Origin of the sequence: Micromonospora musae (assembly GCF_003626635.1) — a bacterium.
Taxonomy (GTDB): Bacteria; Actinomycetota; Actinomycetes; order Mycobacteriales; family Micromonosporaceae; genus Micromonospora; species Micromonospora musae.
Genome location: NZ_RAZT01000008.1, coordinates 77,412 through 94,360, shown reverse-complemented (window position 1 = coordinate 94,360; position 16,949 = coordinate 77,412). Strand labels below are relative to the sequence as shown.

Sequence of the window (16,949 nt, the reverse complement as noted above, 5' to 3'; positions counted from 1 at the left end):
TCGCCGAAACGACGGCCGATCGGCCGGAATTTCAGCCGTTCAGCCGCTCTGACCAGGGCACGACTGTGCATACCCCGCCTGCGAGCACGGCGGCGTGCACCGCGCGGGCGAGCGGCGCACCCCAGGTCGAGCGGGGCCCGCCGTAGGCGAAATCGGGGCCGTCCACGGGGCAGAGCACGGCGACCGCGTCCGTCGGGGTGCCGGTGGCCGCCAGACCCAGCTCCGAGATCGCCTGCGCCTTCGCCTCGGTCGCGGTGGCCACCGCGTTGACCAGGGCGGCGTCGCCGAGCCGCGCCGGCACGTACACCACGATGTTGATCGTGCCGACCCGTTCGCCGAGCGCCTCGGGCGCCGGCTCGGCAGCCCGGACGGGGAGGCCGAGCCCGACCGTCGCCCACACCCGCACGCCGCCGTCGCTCCGGGCGACCACCTCGGCGACGTCCACGCCGGTGAGCAGCCCCACGCCGGGTCCGTCGAGCCCGAGTCCGTGGGCGAGCGCGGCCAGGTGGTCGGCCGGCTCGTCCCGGTCGTACGACATCGGCACGGTCGCGTTCACGACCCAGTGCCGTACGCCGATCCCGCCGCCCAGCGACGCGGTGCTCACCGCGCGCAGCGGTGTGGTGGCCCGCCACACCAGCAGCGGAACGTCGAGCCCGTCCTCGTGGCGGGTGGTCAGCAGCGGCTCGCTCAGCACGCGGTGACCCTACGGGCCGCCGGCTCCGGTGACGCCGGTGGTCGGTTGCCGGCGTCCTCGCTGGTCAGGCGGAACGGGCGGATTACGCCCAACGATCACGTTTCCAGGGGCGACCTCTGATTCCGGCTCACGTGCGCCTAGACTTGTCGGCGCGCGAGGGACCAGCGGACGGCGGACCCGGCCGAGGGACGGCAACGCGCAACCGGAGGTGCGCGATGGACGAGGTACTGGCCCGCAGCGGGATCTTCCAGGGTGTCGACCCGGAGGCTGCCGAGGCGCTCGCCAAGGAGATGGAGACGATCGAGGTCCGCAAGGGCGAGGTCGTGTTCAACGAGGGTGAGCCCGGCGACAGTCTTTACATCCTGCTGTCCGGCAAGATCAAAGTGGGTCGCCGCGCGGCGGACGGCCGGCAGAACCTGATCGCGGTGATGGGCCCGTCGGACATGGTCGGCGAGCTGTCACTCTTCGACCCGGGGCCCCGCACGGCGACGGCCACCGCGGTGACCGACACCCGCCTGGTCCGGCTGCGTAAGCAGGCCCTGCGGCCGTGGCTGGCCAACCGGCCGGAGATCGCCGAGCAGCTGCTCCGGGTGCTGGCCCGCCGGCTGCGCCGGACCAACGACTCGCTCGCCGATCTGATCTTCACCGACGTGCCGGGCCGGGTCGCGAAGAACCTGCTCCAGATGGCCGGTCGCTTCGGCACCCGCGACGGCGGCGTGCTGCGGGTGACCCACGACCTCACCCAGGAGGAGATCGCCCAGCTCGTCGGCGCCTCCCGGGAGACGGTCAACAAGGCGCTGGCGGACTTCGCCTCGCGGGGCTGGCTGCGCCTTGACGGCAAGAGCATCATCATCCTGGATCCGGAGCGCCTGGCCCGCCGCGCGCGGGTCTGAGCGACCCGTCGGGCCGCCCGCCCGATCCCGGAGCGTCTCCGGCCCGGACCGCCTCGCGCGGTCCGGGCCGCTTCGTGTCTGCCCCGGGCAGAAAAGCTCGACACCGCCCCCGGCGCGGCGGGATCGTGGACCGATGTTGAACCGGGTCGCCGTCCTCTCCGACATCCATGGGGTGCTGCCCGCGCTGGAGGCCGTGCTGGCCGAGCCGGACGTGGCCGCCGCCGACCTGATCGTGCTCACCGGTGACATCGCCGCCGGCCCGCAGCCGGTCGAGGTGCTCGACCGGCTCGCCGACCTCGGCGACCGGGTCTGCTGGGTGGGCGGCAACGCCGACCGGGAACTGGTGGAGGCACGAGCCGGGCGCAGCCTCCCGATCGAGGTCTCGAACTGGGCGGCGACTCAGCTCCGCGACGATCAGGTCGACCGGCTGGCGGCGCTGCCCCGCACGGTGACCCTGCCCGTCGCCGGCCTCGGTCCGGTGCTCTTCTGCCACGCGACGCCCCGCGACGACGAGGAGGTCGTGCTGGTCGACAGCCGGATGGCCCGCTGGGCCGAGGTCTTCGCCGACCTGCCGGCGGAGGTGCGCACGGTGGTCTGCGGGCATACCCACATGCCGTTCGCACGGCTGGTCGACCGGCGCCTGGTGATCAACCCGGGCAGCGTCGGGATGCCGTACGGCGGGACCGGCGCGTACTGGGCGCTGCTCGGCCCCGGGGTGCAGCTGCGCCGTACCGACTTCGACGTGGAGGCGGCCTGCGCCCGGGTGGCCGCCGAGTCCAGCTTCCCGGACGCCGCCGGCTTCGCCGACGAGTACGTCCGTTCCCGGCACAGCGACGCGGACGCGCTCGCGGTCTTCGCCCCTCGCGACGGACGCTGAGCGGACCGGCCCCAACCCCTCCGAACGCGCGCCAGCCCCAACCTCGCCGAGCAGCGGGCCAGCCAGCCTCGCGAACAACGCGCCAACCTCAACCCCTCCGAACGCGCGCCGGGAGACGCGCCGAAGGGGGTAGGGATATGGTGCGCGGCGCTTTGGAGCTGAATCACCCACGACATCGGGTCGGGTCGGGGAACCTCTGCCGGCTCACGTCGCCTTCGGGGCCGGCACGCCAACACGGGGAAGTGGTCTGCCCGGTAATCGACGACGCACTGCGCCCCGGCCACGACCGCTCTCGGCCCGCACGCTCGTGGGTGAGCCGGTGTCCCGGCAGATCGGCGTCATTGACGACGGTGATCGCGCGACGTTCTCCGGGCACAGGTGGGAGGCATCTCGAGGTCCGCCGCCGCCCCGCAGGCGCGGCGTTCAAGGCCGCCAGCCAGGCCGGCCTCGTCGATCGACTCGGGTTCCTTGAAGTCGGGGTGTCCGGGTGGTCCGGACGGCCCGACATCAAGGAACCCGAGTTGACCATGGGGCGGATCAGGCGGGCTGCATGCGCCTGGACCGCCACGCGGGGTCGCTGTCGTCCGGTCACCGTTCGGTCGCGAGGTCGCCATCGCTCGCCGGGTCCACAAAGCGGACACATCCTGCCGACTGCGCGGGGGTGCCCACGGCCCACGGCCCACGGCTCACGGCTCACGGCTCACGGCTCAGGCTCACGGCGACGACGGGCGCGGCGGAGCGTCAACGCGCGACCGCAGGCTCGCTGACTCGCCTGCGACATCAGCTCCAAAGGCTCCGCGCACCAGCACTCGGCGTCCGCCGACGCCGATCGGTGGTCCGCAGTGGACACCACGGTCACGGGGCACGAAAAAGTCAGGCTTGACTGTTTGTTTTGATCCCGGCACGCTGTTCCCGTGTCCGCCGCATCGATCCGCGTGCCTCGGCAGGAACGCAGCCGCGCCACGCAGGCGCGACTGCTGGAGGCGACCGTCGAGTGCCTGGTGGAGCACGGCTGGGCGGGCACCACGACCACGTTGGTCGCGGCCCGGGCCGGGGTCTCCCGCGGTGCGCAGCTGCATCACTACCCGACGAAGGCCGCGCTGGTCACCGCGGCCGTCGGGCACCTCGCCGAGCGTCGCGCGGCCGAGCTGCGCGCCGAGGCAGCAGCCCTGCCGATCGGGCCGCAGCGGCTCGACCGGGTGATCGACCTGCTCGAAGTGGCGTTCACCGGTCCGCTCTTCGTCGCCGCGCTCGAACTCTGGGTCGCCGCCCGCACCGATCCCGAGCTGCGTAGGGCGCTGATACCCCTGGAGGCCCGGGTGGGCCGGGAGATGCACCGACTCACCGTCGCGCTGCTCGACGTCGACGAGCGACGCCAGGGGGTCCGCGAGACGGTCCAGGCCACCCTGGACCTGCTTCGTGGGCTGGGCGTGGCCAACCTGCTCACCGACGACAGCGTCCGGCGCGCCGCCCTCCTCAACACCTGGAAGCGACGACTCGCCACGCTCCTCACGCCCTGACCCGCCCGCGCCCGGGGGCACGACCAGACCGGAGGCACCATGGTCGACCTGACGAACCTGCTCGCCGACCTGGCCGAGGAGTCCGAGGCGCTGGAGGCTCTCGTCCGTCCACTGCCGCCGGCCGACTGGTCCCGCCCGACCCCGGCGGCGGGCTGGACCATCGCGCACCAGATCGCCCACCTCGCCTGGACCGACCACGTCGCGTTGCTCGCCGGCACCGACTCCACGGCCTTCTTCGCCTCCGTGAACGCCGCCCCGGACCCGGCCCGGCTCGTCGAGACCGGTACGAGAGAGTTCCTCGCCCCGCCGGCCGAGCTGCTCCTCCGCTGGCGCGCCGGTCGTGCCTCCCTCGCCGCCGTCCTCGCCGCCTGCCCACCCGGAGAGAAGCTGCCCTGGTACGGCACCCGGATGTCGCCCACCTCGATGGTCACCGCCCGGATCATGGAGACCTGGGCGCACGGCGAGGACGTCGCGGACGCGCTCGACGTACGCCGCCCCGACACCGACCGGCTCCGGCACATCGCCCACCTCGGCGTGCGTACCCTCGGGCACAGCTTCGCCACCCACGGCCGGCCGATGCCCGCGGCGCCGGTGCGGGTGGAGCTGACCGCGCCCCGCGGGGAGACCTGGAGCTTCGGTCCGGCCGACGCCACCGACCGGGTCACCGGACCGGCCCGGGACTTCTGCCTGCTGGTGACCCAGCGCCGGCACCGGGCCGACCTGGCGCTTCGCGTCACCGGCCCGGTCGCCGACGAGTGGCTCGACGTGGCGCAGGCCTTCGCCGGCCCGCCCGGCGCCGGTCGCCCGCCGCTGGACCCGCGATCCGGCCGTCCGTCGCCGGCCGCGCCGCAGACCCCCGGGGTACGAGCGTGATCCGCATCGGCAACGCCTCCGGCTTCTACGGCGACCGCTTCACGGCCTGGCGGGAGATGCTCGACGGCGGCGAACTCGACGTGCTGACCGGCGACTACCTGGCCGAACTCACCATGCTGATCCTCGGCCGGGACCGGCTGCGCGACCCCTCGCTCGGGTACGCGAGGACCTTCCTCCGGCAGCTCGAAGGCTGCCTCGGCACCGCGCTCGACCACGGGGTCAAGCTCGTCACCAACGCGGGTGGGCTGAACCCGGCCGGGCTGGCCGCCGCGATCAGCGCGCTCGCCGACCGGCTCGGCCTGACCGTCCGGGTCGGGTACGTGGAGGGCGACGCACTGGCCCCGCCGGACGCGCTCACCGCAAACGCGTACCTGGGCGCGTTCGGGATCGCCGCCTGCCTCGACGGCGGGGCCGACGTGGTCGTCACCGGCCGGGTCACCGACGCCTCGCTGGTGGTGGGTCCGGCGATCGCCTGGTACGGCTGGACCCGCGACGACCTCGACGCGCTCGCCGGCGCGACCGTCGCCGGGCACCTCGTCGAGTGCGGCGCACAGGTCACCGGCGGCAACTTCAGCTTCTTCACCGAGCTGCCCGACGGGGGCCGCCGCCCCGGCTTCCCGATCGCGGAGGTGCACCGCGACGGCTCCTGCGTCATCACGAAACACCCCGGCACCGGCGGCGCGGTGACCGTGGAGACCGTCACCGCACAGCTGCTGTACGAGGTGGGCGGGCCTGCGTACCTCGGGCCGGACGTGGTGACCCGGCTCGACACGGCGACCCTGCACGCCGAGGGGGACGACCGGGTAAGGGTCTCCGGCGTCCGGGGAGCGCCACCCCCGGCCACCCTCAAGGTCGGCGTCAACAACCTGGGCGGCTACCGCAACTCGATGACGTTCATCCTCTGCGGACTGAACATCCCCGCCAAGGCGGCCCTCGTCCGGGGGCAGCTCGAAGCGGCGGTCGGCGCGGACGGGCTGGAGTTCACGCTGGCCCGCACCGACCACCCCGACTCCGGCGACACCGAGACGGCGAGCGCGCTGCTGCACGTACACCTGCGCGACGCCGACCGGGCACGGGCCGGGCGGGCGTTCTCGGCGGCCGCGGTGGAGCTGGCGCTCGCCTCCTACCCCGGGTGCACGCTGACCACCCCGCCGGGCGACGCCACCCCGTACGGGGTCTTCACCGCGGACCTCGTGCCGCAGGACGCGGTGTCGCACGTCGCGGTGCTCCCCGACGGCACCCGCGTATCGATTCCGCCGCCGCCCGACACCTCTGCGCCGGAGACCGACGCACAGCAGGATGCGTCGACACCGATCCCCGCCGGGCACCGCACCCGCCGGGGTCCCCTCGGCGAGCTGGTCGGAGCGCGGTCGGGAGACAAGGCCGGCGACGCGAACCTGGGGGTCTGGGCCCGCAGCGACGCCGCGTACGACTGGCTGCGCGGCTGGCTGAGCGTCGAGCGGTTGGCCGAGCTGCTGCCGGAGACGGTGACGCTGACCGTCGAGCGGTACGAACTGCCGAACCTGCGTGCGGTCAACTTCCTGATCCGGGGTCTGCTCGGTGCGGGCGTCGCCGGGTCCACCCGCTTCGACCCGCAGGCGAAGTCGCTCGGTGAGCTGCTCCGCTCACGGATCGTCGAGCTGCCGATCCTGGAGGCGACCGGATGACCATCGTGGACACCCCGGAGCGGCGTCAGCTGCGCGAGCTGACCCGCGCCTTCGTCGCCCGGGAGGTGCTGCCCTACCTGGACGACTGGGAGCGGGCCGGCGAGGTCCCGCGCCAGCTGCACGCCACCGCCGCGAAGGTCGGCCTGCTCGGCGTCGGCTTCCCCGAGTCGGTCGGGGGCAGCGGCGGCGACCTGCTGGACACGATCATCGTGACCGAGGAGATCATCCGGTCCGGTGGGTCGTCGGGGTTGGTCGCTGCGCTCTTCACGCACGGCATCGCGCTTCCGCACATGGTCACCGCTGCGGGCGGCCGGACCGGTGGCTCGCTCGGCGGTCGGCTCGGCGCCGTCGCGGACCCGGCCGGCGACGAGCTGGTCGACCGGTACGTCCGCCCCACGCTCGCCGGGACGATGATCGGCGCGCTGGCGATCACCGAGCCGGACGGGGGTTCGGACGTGGCCGGGATCCGCACCACCGCGCGCCGGGCCGGCGACCACTACGTGGTGAACGGGTCGAAGAGCTACATCACGAGCGGGGTCCGGGCCGACTTCGTGACCACCGCCGTCTGCACCGACTTCCCGGGCAGCGGCGAGCTAGCCCTACTCGTCATCGAGAAGGGCACGCCCGGCTTCACTGTGGGCCGCCGGCTGGAGAAGCTGGGCTGGCACTGCTCGGACACCGCCGAGCTCTCCTTCGTCGACGTACGGGTGCCGGTGGCGAACCGGATCGGCGCGGAGGAGACCGGCTTCCTGTCGATCATGCAGCACTTCGCCACTGAGCGGATCTCGCTCGCCACGCAGGCGTACGCGATCGCACAGCGCTGCGTCGAGCTGGCCCTACGTTGGTGCCGTGACCGCGCCACCTTCGGCCGGCCGCTGGTCAGCCGCCAGGTCGTCCGGCACCGGTTGGCGGAGATGCACACGCGCACCGAGGCTGCCCGCGCGTACGTGCACGACGTGGCCGCCCGGGTCGCCGCCGGCGAGCCGGTGGTGACCGAGGTGGCGATGGCGAAGAACGTGGCCGTGACGGCCTGCGCCGAGGTGGTGGACCAGGCGTTGCAGCTGCACGGTGGCTTCGGCTACCTGCGCGACGCCGAGGTGGAGCGGCACTACCGCGACGCGCGGATCCTCGGCATCGGCGGCGGCACCACCGAGATCATGAACGAGATCATCGCGAAGGGGATGGGGTTGTGACCGTACTGGACAGCTCGCTCGGCCCGTCCTCGCCGGGGTTCGCCGAGAATCGGGCGGCGCTGCTGGAGCGGCTGGCGGAGCTGGACGCGGCGCAGGAGCAGGCGCGGGCCGGGGGCGGCGAGAAGTACGTGGCCCGGCACCACGCCCGGGGGAAGCTGCTTCCCCGGGAGCGGATCGAGCTGCTGCTCGACCCGGACAGCCCGTTCCTGGAGTTGTCGCCGGTGGCCGGGTACGGCACCGACTTCCCCGTCGGGGCGAGCGTGGTGACCGGCATCGGTGTGGTCGAGGGGGTCGAGTGCCTCGTCGTCGCGAACGACCCGACGGTGCGGGGTGGCGCGGTGAACCCGTGGTCGCTCGCCAAGACCCGCCGGGCCGGTGAGATCGCGCTCGCCAACCGGCTCCCCATGGTCAACCTGGTCGAGTCGGCCGGCGCGGACCTGCCCACCCAGGCGGAGATCTTCATTCCGGGTGGGCGGGTCTTCCGCGACCTGACCCGGCTCTCCGCGGCGCGGATCCCCACGGTCAGCGTGGTCTTCGGCAACGCGACGGCGGGCGGCGCGTACGTGCCGGGGATGTCCGACCACGTGATCATGATCCGGGAGCGGTCGCAGGTCTACCTGGCCGGGCCGCCGCTGGTGAAGATGGCGACCGGCGAGGTCACCGACGACGAGTCCCTCGGCGGGGCGGCGATGCACGCCACCGCATCCGGGCTCGCGGATTTCCTCGCCGCCGACGAGCGGGACGGCATCCGGCTGGCCCGGCAGTGCGTACGCCGGCTGAACCGTCGCAAGCAGGGCCCAGCACCGCGCAACCCGTCGCCGCAGCCGCCGAAGTACGACCCGGAGGAGCTGCTCGGCATCGTCAGCTCCGACCTGAAGGTGCCGTTCGACCCGCGCGAGGTGCTCGCCCGGATCCTGGACGGCAGCGACTTCGACGAGTTCAAGCCGGCGTACGGCGCCGCGCTGGTCACCGGCTGGGGCGAGCTGCACGGTTATCCGGTCGGGGTGCTCGCCAACGCCCGGGGTGTGCTCTTCAGCGAGGAGGCGCAGAAGGCGGCGCAGTTCATCCAGCTCGCCAACGCGGCCGACACCCCGCTGCTCTTCCTGCAGAACACCACCGGCTACATGGTCGGCACCGAGTACGAGCAGCGCGGCATCATCAAGCACGGCGCCCTGATGATCAACGCGGTGTCGAACTCGACGGTGCCGCACCTGACGGTGAACCTCGGCGCGTCGTACGGGGCGGGCAACTACGGCATGTGCGGGCGGGCGTACGAGCCGAGGTTCCTCTTCACCTGGCCGAACGCGAAGTCGGCGGTAATGGGGCCGGCCCAGCTCGCCGGGGTGCTCTCGATCGTGGCCCGGCAGGCCGCCGCCGCCCGGGGCCGTCCGTACGACGAGGAGTCCGACGCCGCCATGCGGATGATGGTCGAGCAGCAGATCGAGTCGCAGTCCGGTGCCCTCTTCCTCTCCGGCCGGCTCTACGACGACGGGGTGATCGACCCCCGGGACACCCGCACCGTCCTCGGCCTCTGCCTCTCCGCCGTGCACAACGCCCCCGTGCGGGGCGCCGACGGCTTCGGCGTCTTCCGGATGTGAGCCCCGGTGAGCGCGAGGAACGCAGCGCAGCGGAGTCCCGCAGTCGCGAACGAAAGACCAGCCCCGTGAGCGCGAGGAACGCAGCGCAGCGGAGCCCCGCAGTCGCGAACGAAAGACCAGCCCCGTGAGCGCGAGGAAGGCAGCGCAGCGGAGTCCCGCAGCCGCGAACGAAAGGCAGGATCGACGGTGACGATCAACCGACTCCTGGTGGCGAACCGGGGCGAGATCGCCCGTCGGGTCCTCGCCACCTGCCGGCGGCTCGGCGTCGAGACGGTGGCCGTGCACTCCGACGCGGACGCCGACGCGCCGCACGTCGCCGAGGCGGATCAGGCGGTCCGCCTGCCGGGCGACAGCCCCGCCGAGACGTACCTGGGGATCGACCGGATCCTGGATGCGGCCCGGCGGACCGGCGCGGACGCCGTGCACCCCGGTTACGGGTTCCTGGCGGAGAACGCCGAGTTCGCCGCCGCGGTGATCGACGCGGGGCTGACCTGGGTCGGCCCGTCGGCGAAGGCGATCGCCGCGATGGGCGACAAGGTGGCGGCGAAGACGCTGCTCGCCGACGCCGGCGTGCCGATGTTGCCGACCTGGACCGAGCCCGACCAGGTCAGCCGCTTTCCGGTGCTGGTCAAGGCGGCCTCGGGTGGTGGCGGCCGGGGCATGCGGGTCGTCCGGGACGCGGCCGGGCTCCCCGAGGCGATCGCCTCCGCGCGTCGCGAGGCCGCTGCGGCGTTCGGCGACGGCACGGTCTTCGTCGAGCGGTACGTCGAGCACGGCCGCCACGTCGAGGTGCAGATCTTCGGCGACGCCTTCGGCACGATCGCGGCGCTCGGCGTCCGGGAGTGCTCGATCCAGCGGCGGCACCAGAAGATCGTGGAGGAGGCGCCCGGCGTGATCCCGCCGGAGGTGCGGGAGCGGCTGCACGAGGCGGCGGTGGCCGCCGGGCGGGCCGTCGACTACGTGGGCGCTGGCACTGTCGAGTTCCTGCTGACGCCCGACGGGGAGATCCACTTCCTGGAGATGAACACCCGACTCCAGGTCGAGCACCCGGTCACCGAGCTGTGCACCGGGTTGGACCTGGTCCGGCTGCAACTGCTGGTGGCCGAGGGTGAGCCGCTGCCAGCGGAGGCCGTGTACCCGAAAACCCGCGGGTACGCCGTCGAGGTGCGGCTCTGCGCGGAGGACCCGGCCGAGGGGTTCCGGCCGGCGACGGGAGTGCTGCACCGGTTCGCCGTTGCAGGGGTGTCCGCCGAGTTCGGCGCGCTCACCGGCGTCGGGCTGCGGCTGGACTCCGGTGTGGTCGACGGCTCGGCGGTCGGCGTCCACTACGACTCGATGCTGGCCAAGCTGATCGCCTGGGCACCGACCCGTGGCGAGGCGGCGCGGGCGCTGGCGGGCGCGCTGGCCCGCGCCGAACTGCACGGGGTGACCACGAACCGCGACCTGCTCGTCCGGGTGCTGCGCAGCCCGGAGTTCGCCGCCGTCGAGGTCGACACGGGCTTCCTCGACCGGCATCCGGAGGTGTTCGTGCCGCTGGTGCCCTCCGATCGGGTGCCGCTGTACGCGCTGGCCGGGGCGCTGGCCTCGGCGGCCGACCGGCGGGCGAACGCCCCGGTGCTCGCCGGGCTCCCGTCCGGCTGGCGGAACGTGCCGGCGTATCCGCAGGTGACCCGGCTGCTCGGCCCGACCGGCGAGGTCGAGGTGCGCTACCGCCTGGACCGGACGGGTGCGCTCGCCGAGTGGGCGGTCCGACCGGCCACCGGTGTGAGCGGCGACCGCGCGGCGCCCGACGGCCCGAGGATCGACTCCAGCGACGCGGGGGCCGCGGGCAGCGCGACGGGCTCGGGCAGTGGGATTCCGGCAGTGGCGCTGGTGTCGGCCGCCCCCGAACGGGTCGTGCTGGACGCGGACGGTGTGCGGTACGCGTACCGGGTGCACCGGGTCGGCTCGGCGGTGCACGTCGACGGCCCCGAGGGGTCGGTCACCCTCACCGAGCTGCCACGCCTTCCCGAGCCGACCGCCGAGCTGGCGCCCGGTTCGCTGCTGGCGCCGCTGCCCGGCACGGTGACCCGGGTGCACGTGGCGGCCGGTCAGCGGGTCGCCGCCGGTGACCTCCTGCTGACCCTGGAGGCGATGAAGCTGGAGCATCCGGTGCTCGCGCCGATCGACGGCACGGTCGTGGAGCTGCCGGTGCCGACCGGCGGTCAGGTCGACACCGGGGCCGTGCTGGCCGTGGTCAACCCCTTGGAGGACGCGCGATGAACTTCGACCTCACCGACGAGCAGGAGCAGCTCCGCGACGCCGTACGAGCGCTGGGCCGGCGGTACGGGCACGACTACTTCGTGGCGAAGGCCAGGGCCGGCGAGCACACCACCGAGCTGTGGGCGGAGGCGGGACGGCTCGGCTATCTCGGGGTGAACATCCCCACCGAGTACGGCGGCGGGGGCGGCGGCATCACCGAGCTGGCGATCGTCTGCGAGGAGCTGGCCGCGGCGGGCTGCCCGCTGCTGCTGCTCGTGGTCTCCCCCGCCATCGCGGCCACCGTGATCAACCGGCACGGCACCGAGGCGCAGCGGAAGCGGTTCCTGCCCGGCTTCGCCGACGGCACGCTGAGGGTGGTCTTCGCGATAACCGAACCGGAGGCCGGGTCGAACTTCCACCGGCTCGGCACGGTGGCCCGGCGCGACGGCGACGACTGGCTGCTCTCGGGGCGTAAGTGCTTCATCTCCGGCGTCGACGAGGCGCAGTACGTGCTGGTCGTGGCGCGCACCGAGGACGCCACGACCGGCCGGCTGAAGCCGGCGTTGTTCGTCGTGCCGAGTGACGCGCCGGGGCTCACCCGCTCCAAGCTGGAGATGGAGATCGTCTCGCCGGAGAACCAGTTCCTGCTCTACCTCGACGACGTGCGACTGCCGGCGGACGCGCTGGTCGGCGAGTCGGTGGAGGCCGGCCTGCCGGCGCTCTTCGCCGGGCTCAACCCGGAGCGGATCACGGTGGCCGCGATGGGCGCCGGCACCGGCCGGTACGCGATCGAGCGGGCGTCGACGTACACCGCGACGCGGAAGGTCTGGGGCGGGCGGAGCATCGGCTCGCACCAGGGCGTGTCCCATCCGCTGGCGCACGCCGCCGTGCAGGTGGAGCTGGCCCGGCTCATGATTTACAAGGCGGCCACCCTCTACGACGCCGGGCGGGACCTGGAGGCCGGAGTGTCCGCCAACATGGCGAAGTACGCGACCGGCGAGGCCGCCGCGCTCGCCGTGGACACCGCGGTACAGGTCCACGGTGGGGCCGGCATGACCACCGAGTACGGCGTCGCGACGCTGCTCGGCGCTGTCCGGGCCGGACGGATCGCCCCGGTGAGCCGGGAGATGATCCTGAACTACGTGGCCCAGCACGTCCTCGGCCAGGAGAAGTCGTACTAAGAGGGCCGAACGCCGCCTGGCACTCGGCTCGCTACGGGCGAGCCTCCTCAAACACCCTCGTGGGGTCAGCCGACGGCGCGGCAGGCGGCGTCGATGCGGTGCACCGGGCGTACCCGGCGACCCAGCCCCTCCATCAGCGAATCCTCCACATGGAAGTCGTGGATTCGCAGCTGGTGCCGGGGCAGCTCCTCCTCGCTGGGGCAGAGCACCTGCGCGCGTACCTGGTCGACCGGCACGTACCGCACGCCGCCCTGCTCCTGCAGGAGAACCATGTTCACGTCGTCGGTGGTCACCACGTGCCCCCGTACGTCCTCGGTCGGCCCGTTCACCGGCCCGACGGTGGTGACGGTCAGCGGGAGCACCGGGGTGCTGATCACCGGCAGCGACGCCCAGACCAGCACGACCAGCACGGCGACCTCGGTGAGCGAGGCGAGCGGCCCGATCACGACGCGCGGCAGCGGCCCGGAGATGCCGAGGGCCAGCAGCGGCGGCAGAGCGAGCAGCGCCACCACCAGCGGCTTGCCCTGCCGGGCGGCGTCCAGCAGGGTGGGCAGCAGCAGCCAGGCGTACCCGACGAGCAGGGCCGCGATCAGCAGCACCCGGGGCGCGATCCGCTCGTGCAGCTGTTCGGGGCGCAGCTGAAAGGCGGCCACGAACGCCGGGATGAGCAGCGGCAGATAGAGCAGCGGCCAGGTGACCAGGGCGAGCAGGAAGCTCGCCAGCACCAGCCAGGCCGGGGTGATCTCGGCCCAGCGGGCGAAGAGCGGACGACGCCGGGTGCCGGGCGGTAGCCGGTCCACGCTCGCGCCGAAGACCGCGCCGAGGGCGAAGACGGCGACCAGCGCCGTGGCGAGCAGCCGGGCGGCCGTGGTGAGGAAGCCGGCGAGCAGGTTGACCGGCCCGACGTTCGCGACCAGCAGCAACGTGGTCTGAAGTTCACCGCCCGCCTCGACGCCGAGCCGGAGGACGGAGAAGACGGCCGGCACGCCGACGAGCGCCGTCCAGAACGACTGGTTGGCCTGCGCTCGCCGCTCCGCCTTGTCCAGCCGGTCGCCACCGTTCCAGCTGCGGTCGTACCAGGCCGTCGGCTCCTCGACCCGGGCATCGCCGTCGGCCACCGACTCGGCGGCGGGGGCCGGGGCCGACGAGGGGATGGTCACCGGGGGGCCTTGTCGTCGAAGTCGACGAGCTCCGGCACCTCCAGTGGCTGAGGCTGTGGTTTCTCCGCCCGCAGCCACGGGCCGAGCGTCCGGTTGTAGGCGGTCTGCCAGGGGCTGGCCCGGCCGGCCCGCTCCAACCGGTAGCTCTTGTCGAGGAAGAAGGCGACCAGGTCGCGGAGGGCGGGATCGCTGATCGGCACCCCGACGCCGATCAGCTCGCTGGTGCCGAAGGGCATGTCGACGATCTCGAACTCGGTCGGGTACCGGGACAGGAAGCCGGCCAGCATCGTCTCGTCGGAGCTGACCGCGTCGTAGCGACCGGCCCGGATCCCGGCGACGCAGTCACCGACGTCCTTCACGACGAAGGTGCGGACCTGGTGCTGCTCCAGCTCCGCCTCGGTGGTCGAGCCACCGCTGGTGCAGATCTTGTACGCCGGGTTGCGGAGGTCCTCGATGGTGCGGATCTTGTCCTTGAGCCGGACCGGCACCATCACCTCCTGGGTGGTGACGAAGTACGGCCCGGCGAAGCTGACCAGCTTCCTGCGGTCCTCGGTCATCGAGAAGCTCGAAACCACCAGGTCGACCGTGCCGCCCTGGAGCGCGGGGATGCGGTCCTCGGTGGAGACCGGGACGAACTCCAGCCGCTGGTCGCCCTCGTAGCCGAGGGAGGCGGCGATGTAGCGAGCGATCTCCACGTCGAAACCGACGTGCACGCCGTCGCGCAGTTCGCCCATCAGCGGCTCGTTGCTGGCCACGCCGATCCGCAGCTTCGGCTGCCCGTAGATGTGCGACTCGCGGAGCTTCTCCTGCACCGACGGAAGCTCCGGCTCCTGTCGGCTGTCGCAGCCGGCGGCGGCGGCGAGGGTGAGCGTCATCGCCACGGCAACTGTGGTAGCGACCGAGCGGAACCTGAGCCCGGTGGACGATTCGTTCATCGGTGACCTCGCTGACGCGGACAGCCTGCGGGAGACCGAGCGTAGCGACCACCGTCCATTTTCGGTGGTCGCCGGGCCGGGGTACGGCGGGCGCCCGATCGCCCGCCGTACCCCGGCGGTCTCAGCGGACGGTCAGCGTGCCCACCGCGGGCAGCGGCGCCACGACCGGCGGGAGCCGCTTCGGCTCACCCCGACGCGGCACACTCTGGTCCGACAGGGTGCTCTTGGACGCCGCCACCCGGTCGGACGCCTGCCCGCCGGCCACCTCGGCGAAGGGCTGCGCGTCGCCGACACAGAGCGTGCCCCTCGCCGGCAACGTGCCGTCGATCAGGTACTCGTCGATCGCGCCGGTCGCGCACGCCGACGTGCCGTACGCCGTGTGCCCCCAACTGTCGCTGCTCAGCAACCGGCTGTTCGGCAGCAGCGCCGCCGAGCTGACCGCGCCCCGGTAGTTGGTCGCCGGGTCCCAGTAGTTGCCGACCACCAGCACCGGCGCGCTGGTACGCCGATCGAACGGGCCGGTGTAGGCGTCCTCGTCCCGCACCGTCCAGGTGTCGCGGGCGCAGGGCGAGCTGATCCAGGCCCAGACCCGACCGAAGTACGGGTCCCGCCGGTCGGCCTTCGCCGCCCGAGCCGGCCAGGAGGCCGCGTCCTTCGGGTGGTTGGCATCGGTGCAGTCCACCCCGAGGAAGGTCTCCAGGCCGTTCTCGTACGGGAAGTCGTACCGGCGGGCCTGCTGGCGCGCCTCGGCGGCGAGCCGGGTCACGGCCGCGCGGGCCCGGTCCCGGGCCGGGGCGGTGGCGGCCGGTTCGGTGAGAACCAGCAGCTCGGCGGTGAGACCGGCCACCTGCAGGTAGCCGTACGGGTCGTAGAGCGCACTCATCGTGGCGGCGACGAAGTCGGCGTAGCCGACCGTGAACGGGCCGAGGTCCGGATCCTCGATCACCAGCGGCTTCGCACGCAGCCGCTGCGCCACCAGCTCGTACTTGCCGGCCGCCCCGCCGGCGATCGGGCAGGACTCCGCGCCGGCCGCGTCGCAGCGCACGAGGATCTCGCGCAGGGCTCGGGAGGCGCCCTGCGCGCTGCGCATCCGGTCCTCCTGGAGCAGGTCACGGGCCTTTCCCTTGCCCAACCAGGCGTACGGGTCGAGCACACCGTCGACCACGAGGGCACGCACCCGGTCGGGGAACATGTTGGCGTAGTACTGCCCGAGCACGCTGCCGTAGCTGAAGCCGAGGTAGGTCAGCTTGCGGTCGCCGACGGCCCGGCGCAGCACGTCCATGTCCCGGGCGACCTCGGCCGTCGACATGGCGCCGGAGAGCGGGCGGCCCGTCGTCGAGCAGCCCCGACCGACCGCCTTCGACGAGGCGACGTACGCCTTCTCCTCGGCCTTCGTGACCGGGAAGGCCACGTTGAGCCCCGCGTACGCGCGGGTCTGGTCGCCCACGGTGGCGAAGCAGCGCACCTGCTCGCTGCTGGCCACGCCGCGCGGATCGACCCCGACGACGTCGAACCGGTCCAGTAGCTCGTCGCCGAGGAACTGGGGGGCGCCGAGCGCCATGCTGGTGCCGGAGCCGCCCGGCCCACCCGGGTTGACGAAGAGGCTGCCGATGCGGTTCTGCTGATCGCGGGCCTTGACCCGGAGCAGGGCTATCTCGGTGGTGGCACCCCGGGGGTGGTCGTAGTCCAACGGGAGGCGGACGGTGGCGCACTCGGCGTAGTCGTAGCAGGGGTACCAGTCGAGCCGAGGCGTGGGCACCCGGTCGACTCGGCGGGCCTCGATGGGGCTGGTCCGGTCGGTGGTGACCGGTCGCCCGTGAGCGCCGGTCGCCGGTGCTGCGGCCGCTGGTGCGACCGCCGAGCCGGCGAGGAGAGCACCGATGATTCCTGCTAGGGCCAGGGACCGGGTTCGTCGTTGCATGTGGACGCCTTCCGTGGACGACAGGGAAGGTCGGGGGCACCGCCCGACTTCCGCCACTCTAGAGATCGTAGGCAATGAATGTGGCGCGCAAAACGCCTACAAAAGCGACAATCACCGGTCCGCCGTAACGTTTTTCCCGACTTCGACGCCACCCCACGCGCGTAGTGGCGGGTTGACAGCCGCTGCGCCGTCGACA

General features: G+C 73.0%; 13 protein-coding genes. 9 read left to right on the top strand and 4 right to left on the bottom strand.

From position 1 onward, the window contains the following. Positions 1-31 precede the first annotated feature (31 nt). Positions 32-694 carry an adenosylcobinamide amidohydrolase gene (locus D7044_RS16960; protein WP_120680076.1) on the bottom strand — a complete coding sequence of 221 codons (663 nt, stop codon included), beginning with the start codon at positions 692-694 and terminating at the stop codon, positions 32-34. Positions 695-909: 215 nt separating this feature from the next. Between D7044_RS16960 and D7044_RS16955 the strand changes: the two genes are divergently transcribed. The 9 genes from D7044_RS16955 to D7044_RS16915 all read left to right on the top strand — a co-directional run bounded on the left by D7044_RS16955 (position 910) and on the right by D7044_RS16915 (position 12,737). After that, the gene (locus D7044_RS16955; protein WP_076467173.1) at positions 910-1,587 is read left to right on the top strand and encodes a Crp/Fnr family transcriptional regulator; all 678 of its coding nucleotides are present in this window, start codon (positions 910-912) and stop codon (positions 1,585-1,587) included. A 133-nt stretch (positions 1,588-1,720) separates the two neighbouring features. Continuing rightward, positions 1,721-2,464: a metallophosphoesterase family protein gene (locus D7044_RS16950; RefSeq protein WP_120689500.1), complete on the top strand. Its 744-nt coding sequence runs from the start codon at positions 1,721-1,723 to the stop codon at positions 2,462-2,464. 914 nt (positions 2,465-3,378) lie between these two features. Beyond that, the gene (locus tag D7044_RS16945; RefSeq protein ID WP_120680074.1) at positions 3,379-3,984 is read left to right on the top strand and encodes a TetR/AcrR family transcriptional regulator; all 606 of its coding nucleotides are present in this window, start codon (positions 3,379-3,381) and stop codon (positions 3,982-3,984) included. A gap of 39 nt (positions 3,985-4,023) precedes the next feature. After that, positions 4,024-4,857 carry a TIGR03084 family metal-binding protein gene (locus tag D7044_RS16940; protein WP_120680073.1) on the top strand — a complete coding sequence of 278 codons (834 nt, stop codon included), beginning with the start codon at positions 4,024-4,026 and terminating at the stop codon, positions 4,855-4,857. Between the two features lie 56 nt (positions 4,858-4,913). Further along, the gene (locus D7044_RS16935; protein WP_233565029.1) at positions 4,914-6,524 is read left to right on the top strand and encodes an acyclic terpene utilization AtuA family protein; all 1,611 of its coding nucleotides are present in this window, start codon (positions 4,914-4,916) and stop codon (positions 6,522-6,524) included. Then, positions 6,521-7,717 carry an acyl-CoA dehydrogenase family protein gene (locus tag D7044_RS16930; RefSeq protein WP_120680069.1) on the top strand — a complete coding sequence of 399 codons (1,197 nt, stop codon included), beginning with the start codon at positions 6,521-6,523 and terminating at the stop codon, positions 7,715-7,717. Before D7044_RS16935 ends, D7044_RS16930 begins: the two co-directional genes overlap by 4 nt. Next, complete coding sequence (locus tag D7044_RS16925) at positions 7,714-9,315, top strand: acyl-CoA carboxylase subunit beta (protein WP_120689498.1); 1,602 nt, start codon at positions 7,714-7,716, stop codon at positions 9,313-9,315. The genes D7044_RS16930 and D7044_RS16925 overlap by 4 nt, the downstream gene beginning before the upstream one ends. Before the next feature lie 186 nt (positions 9,316-9,501). After that, on the top strand, positions 9,502-11,577 hold the full coding sequence (locus D7044_RS16920; RefSeq protein ID WP_120689497.1) for an acetyl/propionyl/methylcrotonyl-CoA carboxylase subunit alpha: 2,076 nt from the start codon (positions 9,502-9,504) through the stop codon (positions 11,575-11,577). Beyond that, a complete protein-coding gene (locus tag D7044_RS16915; RefSeq protein ID WP_120680063.1) occupies positions 11,574-12,737 on the top strand; it encodes an acyl-CoA dehydrogenase family protein in 1,164 nt (387 codons plus the stop codon). Before D7044_RS16920 ends, D7044_RS16915 begins: the two co-directional genes overlap by 4 nt. 65 nt (positions 12,738-12,802) lie before the next feature. Here D7044_RS16915 and D7044_RS16910 read toward each other — a convergent pair whose 3' ends face one another. From D7044_RS16910 to D7044_RS16900, 3 genes are all read right to left on the bottom strand, one after another. After that, the gene (locus tag D7044_RS16910; protein WP_120680061.1) at positions 12,803-13,897 is read right to left on the bottom strand and encodes a hypothetical protein; all 1,095 of its coding nucleotides are present in this window, start codon (positions 13,895-13,897) and stop codon (positions 12,803-12,805) included. Further along, on the bottom strand, positions 13,894-14,832 hold the full coding sequence (locus D7044_RS16905; protein ID WP_120680059.1) for a transporter substrate-binding domain-containing protein: 939 nt from the start codon (positions 14,830-14,832) through the stop codon (positions 13,894-13,896). The genes D7044_RS16910 and D7044_RS16905 overlap by 4 nt, the downstream gene beginning before the upstream one ends. 121 nt (positions 14,833-14,953) lie before the next feature. Beyond that, positions 14,954-16,753, bottom strand: coding sequence for an alpha/beta hydrolase (locus D7044_RS16900; RefSeq protein ID WP_120680057.1), 1,800 nt, complete (start codon positions 16,751-16,753; stop codon positions 14,954-14,956). Positions 16,754-16,949 lie beyond the last annotated feature (196 nt).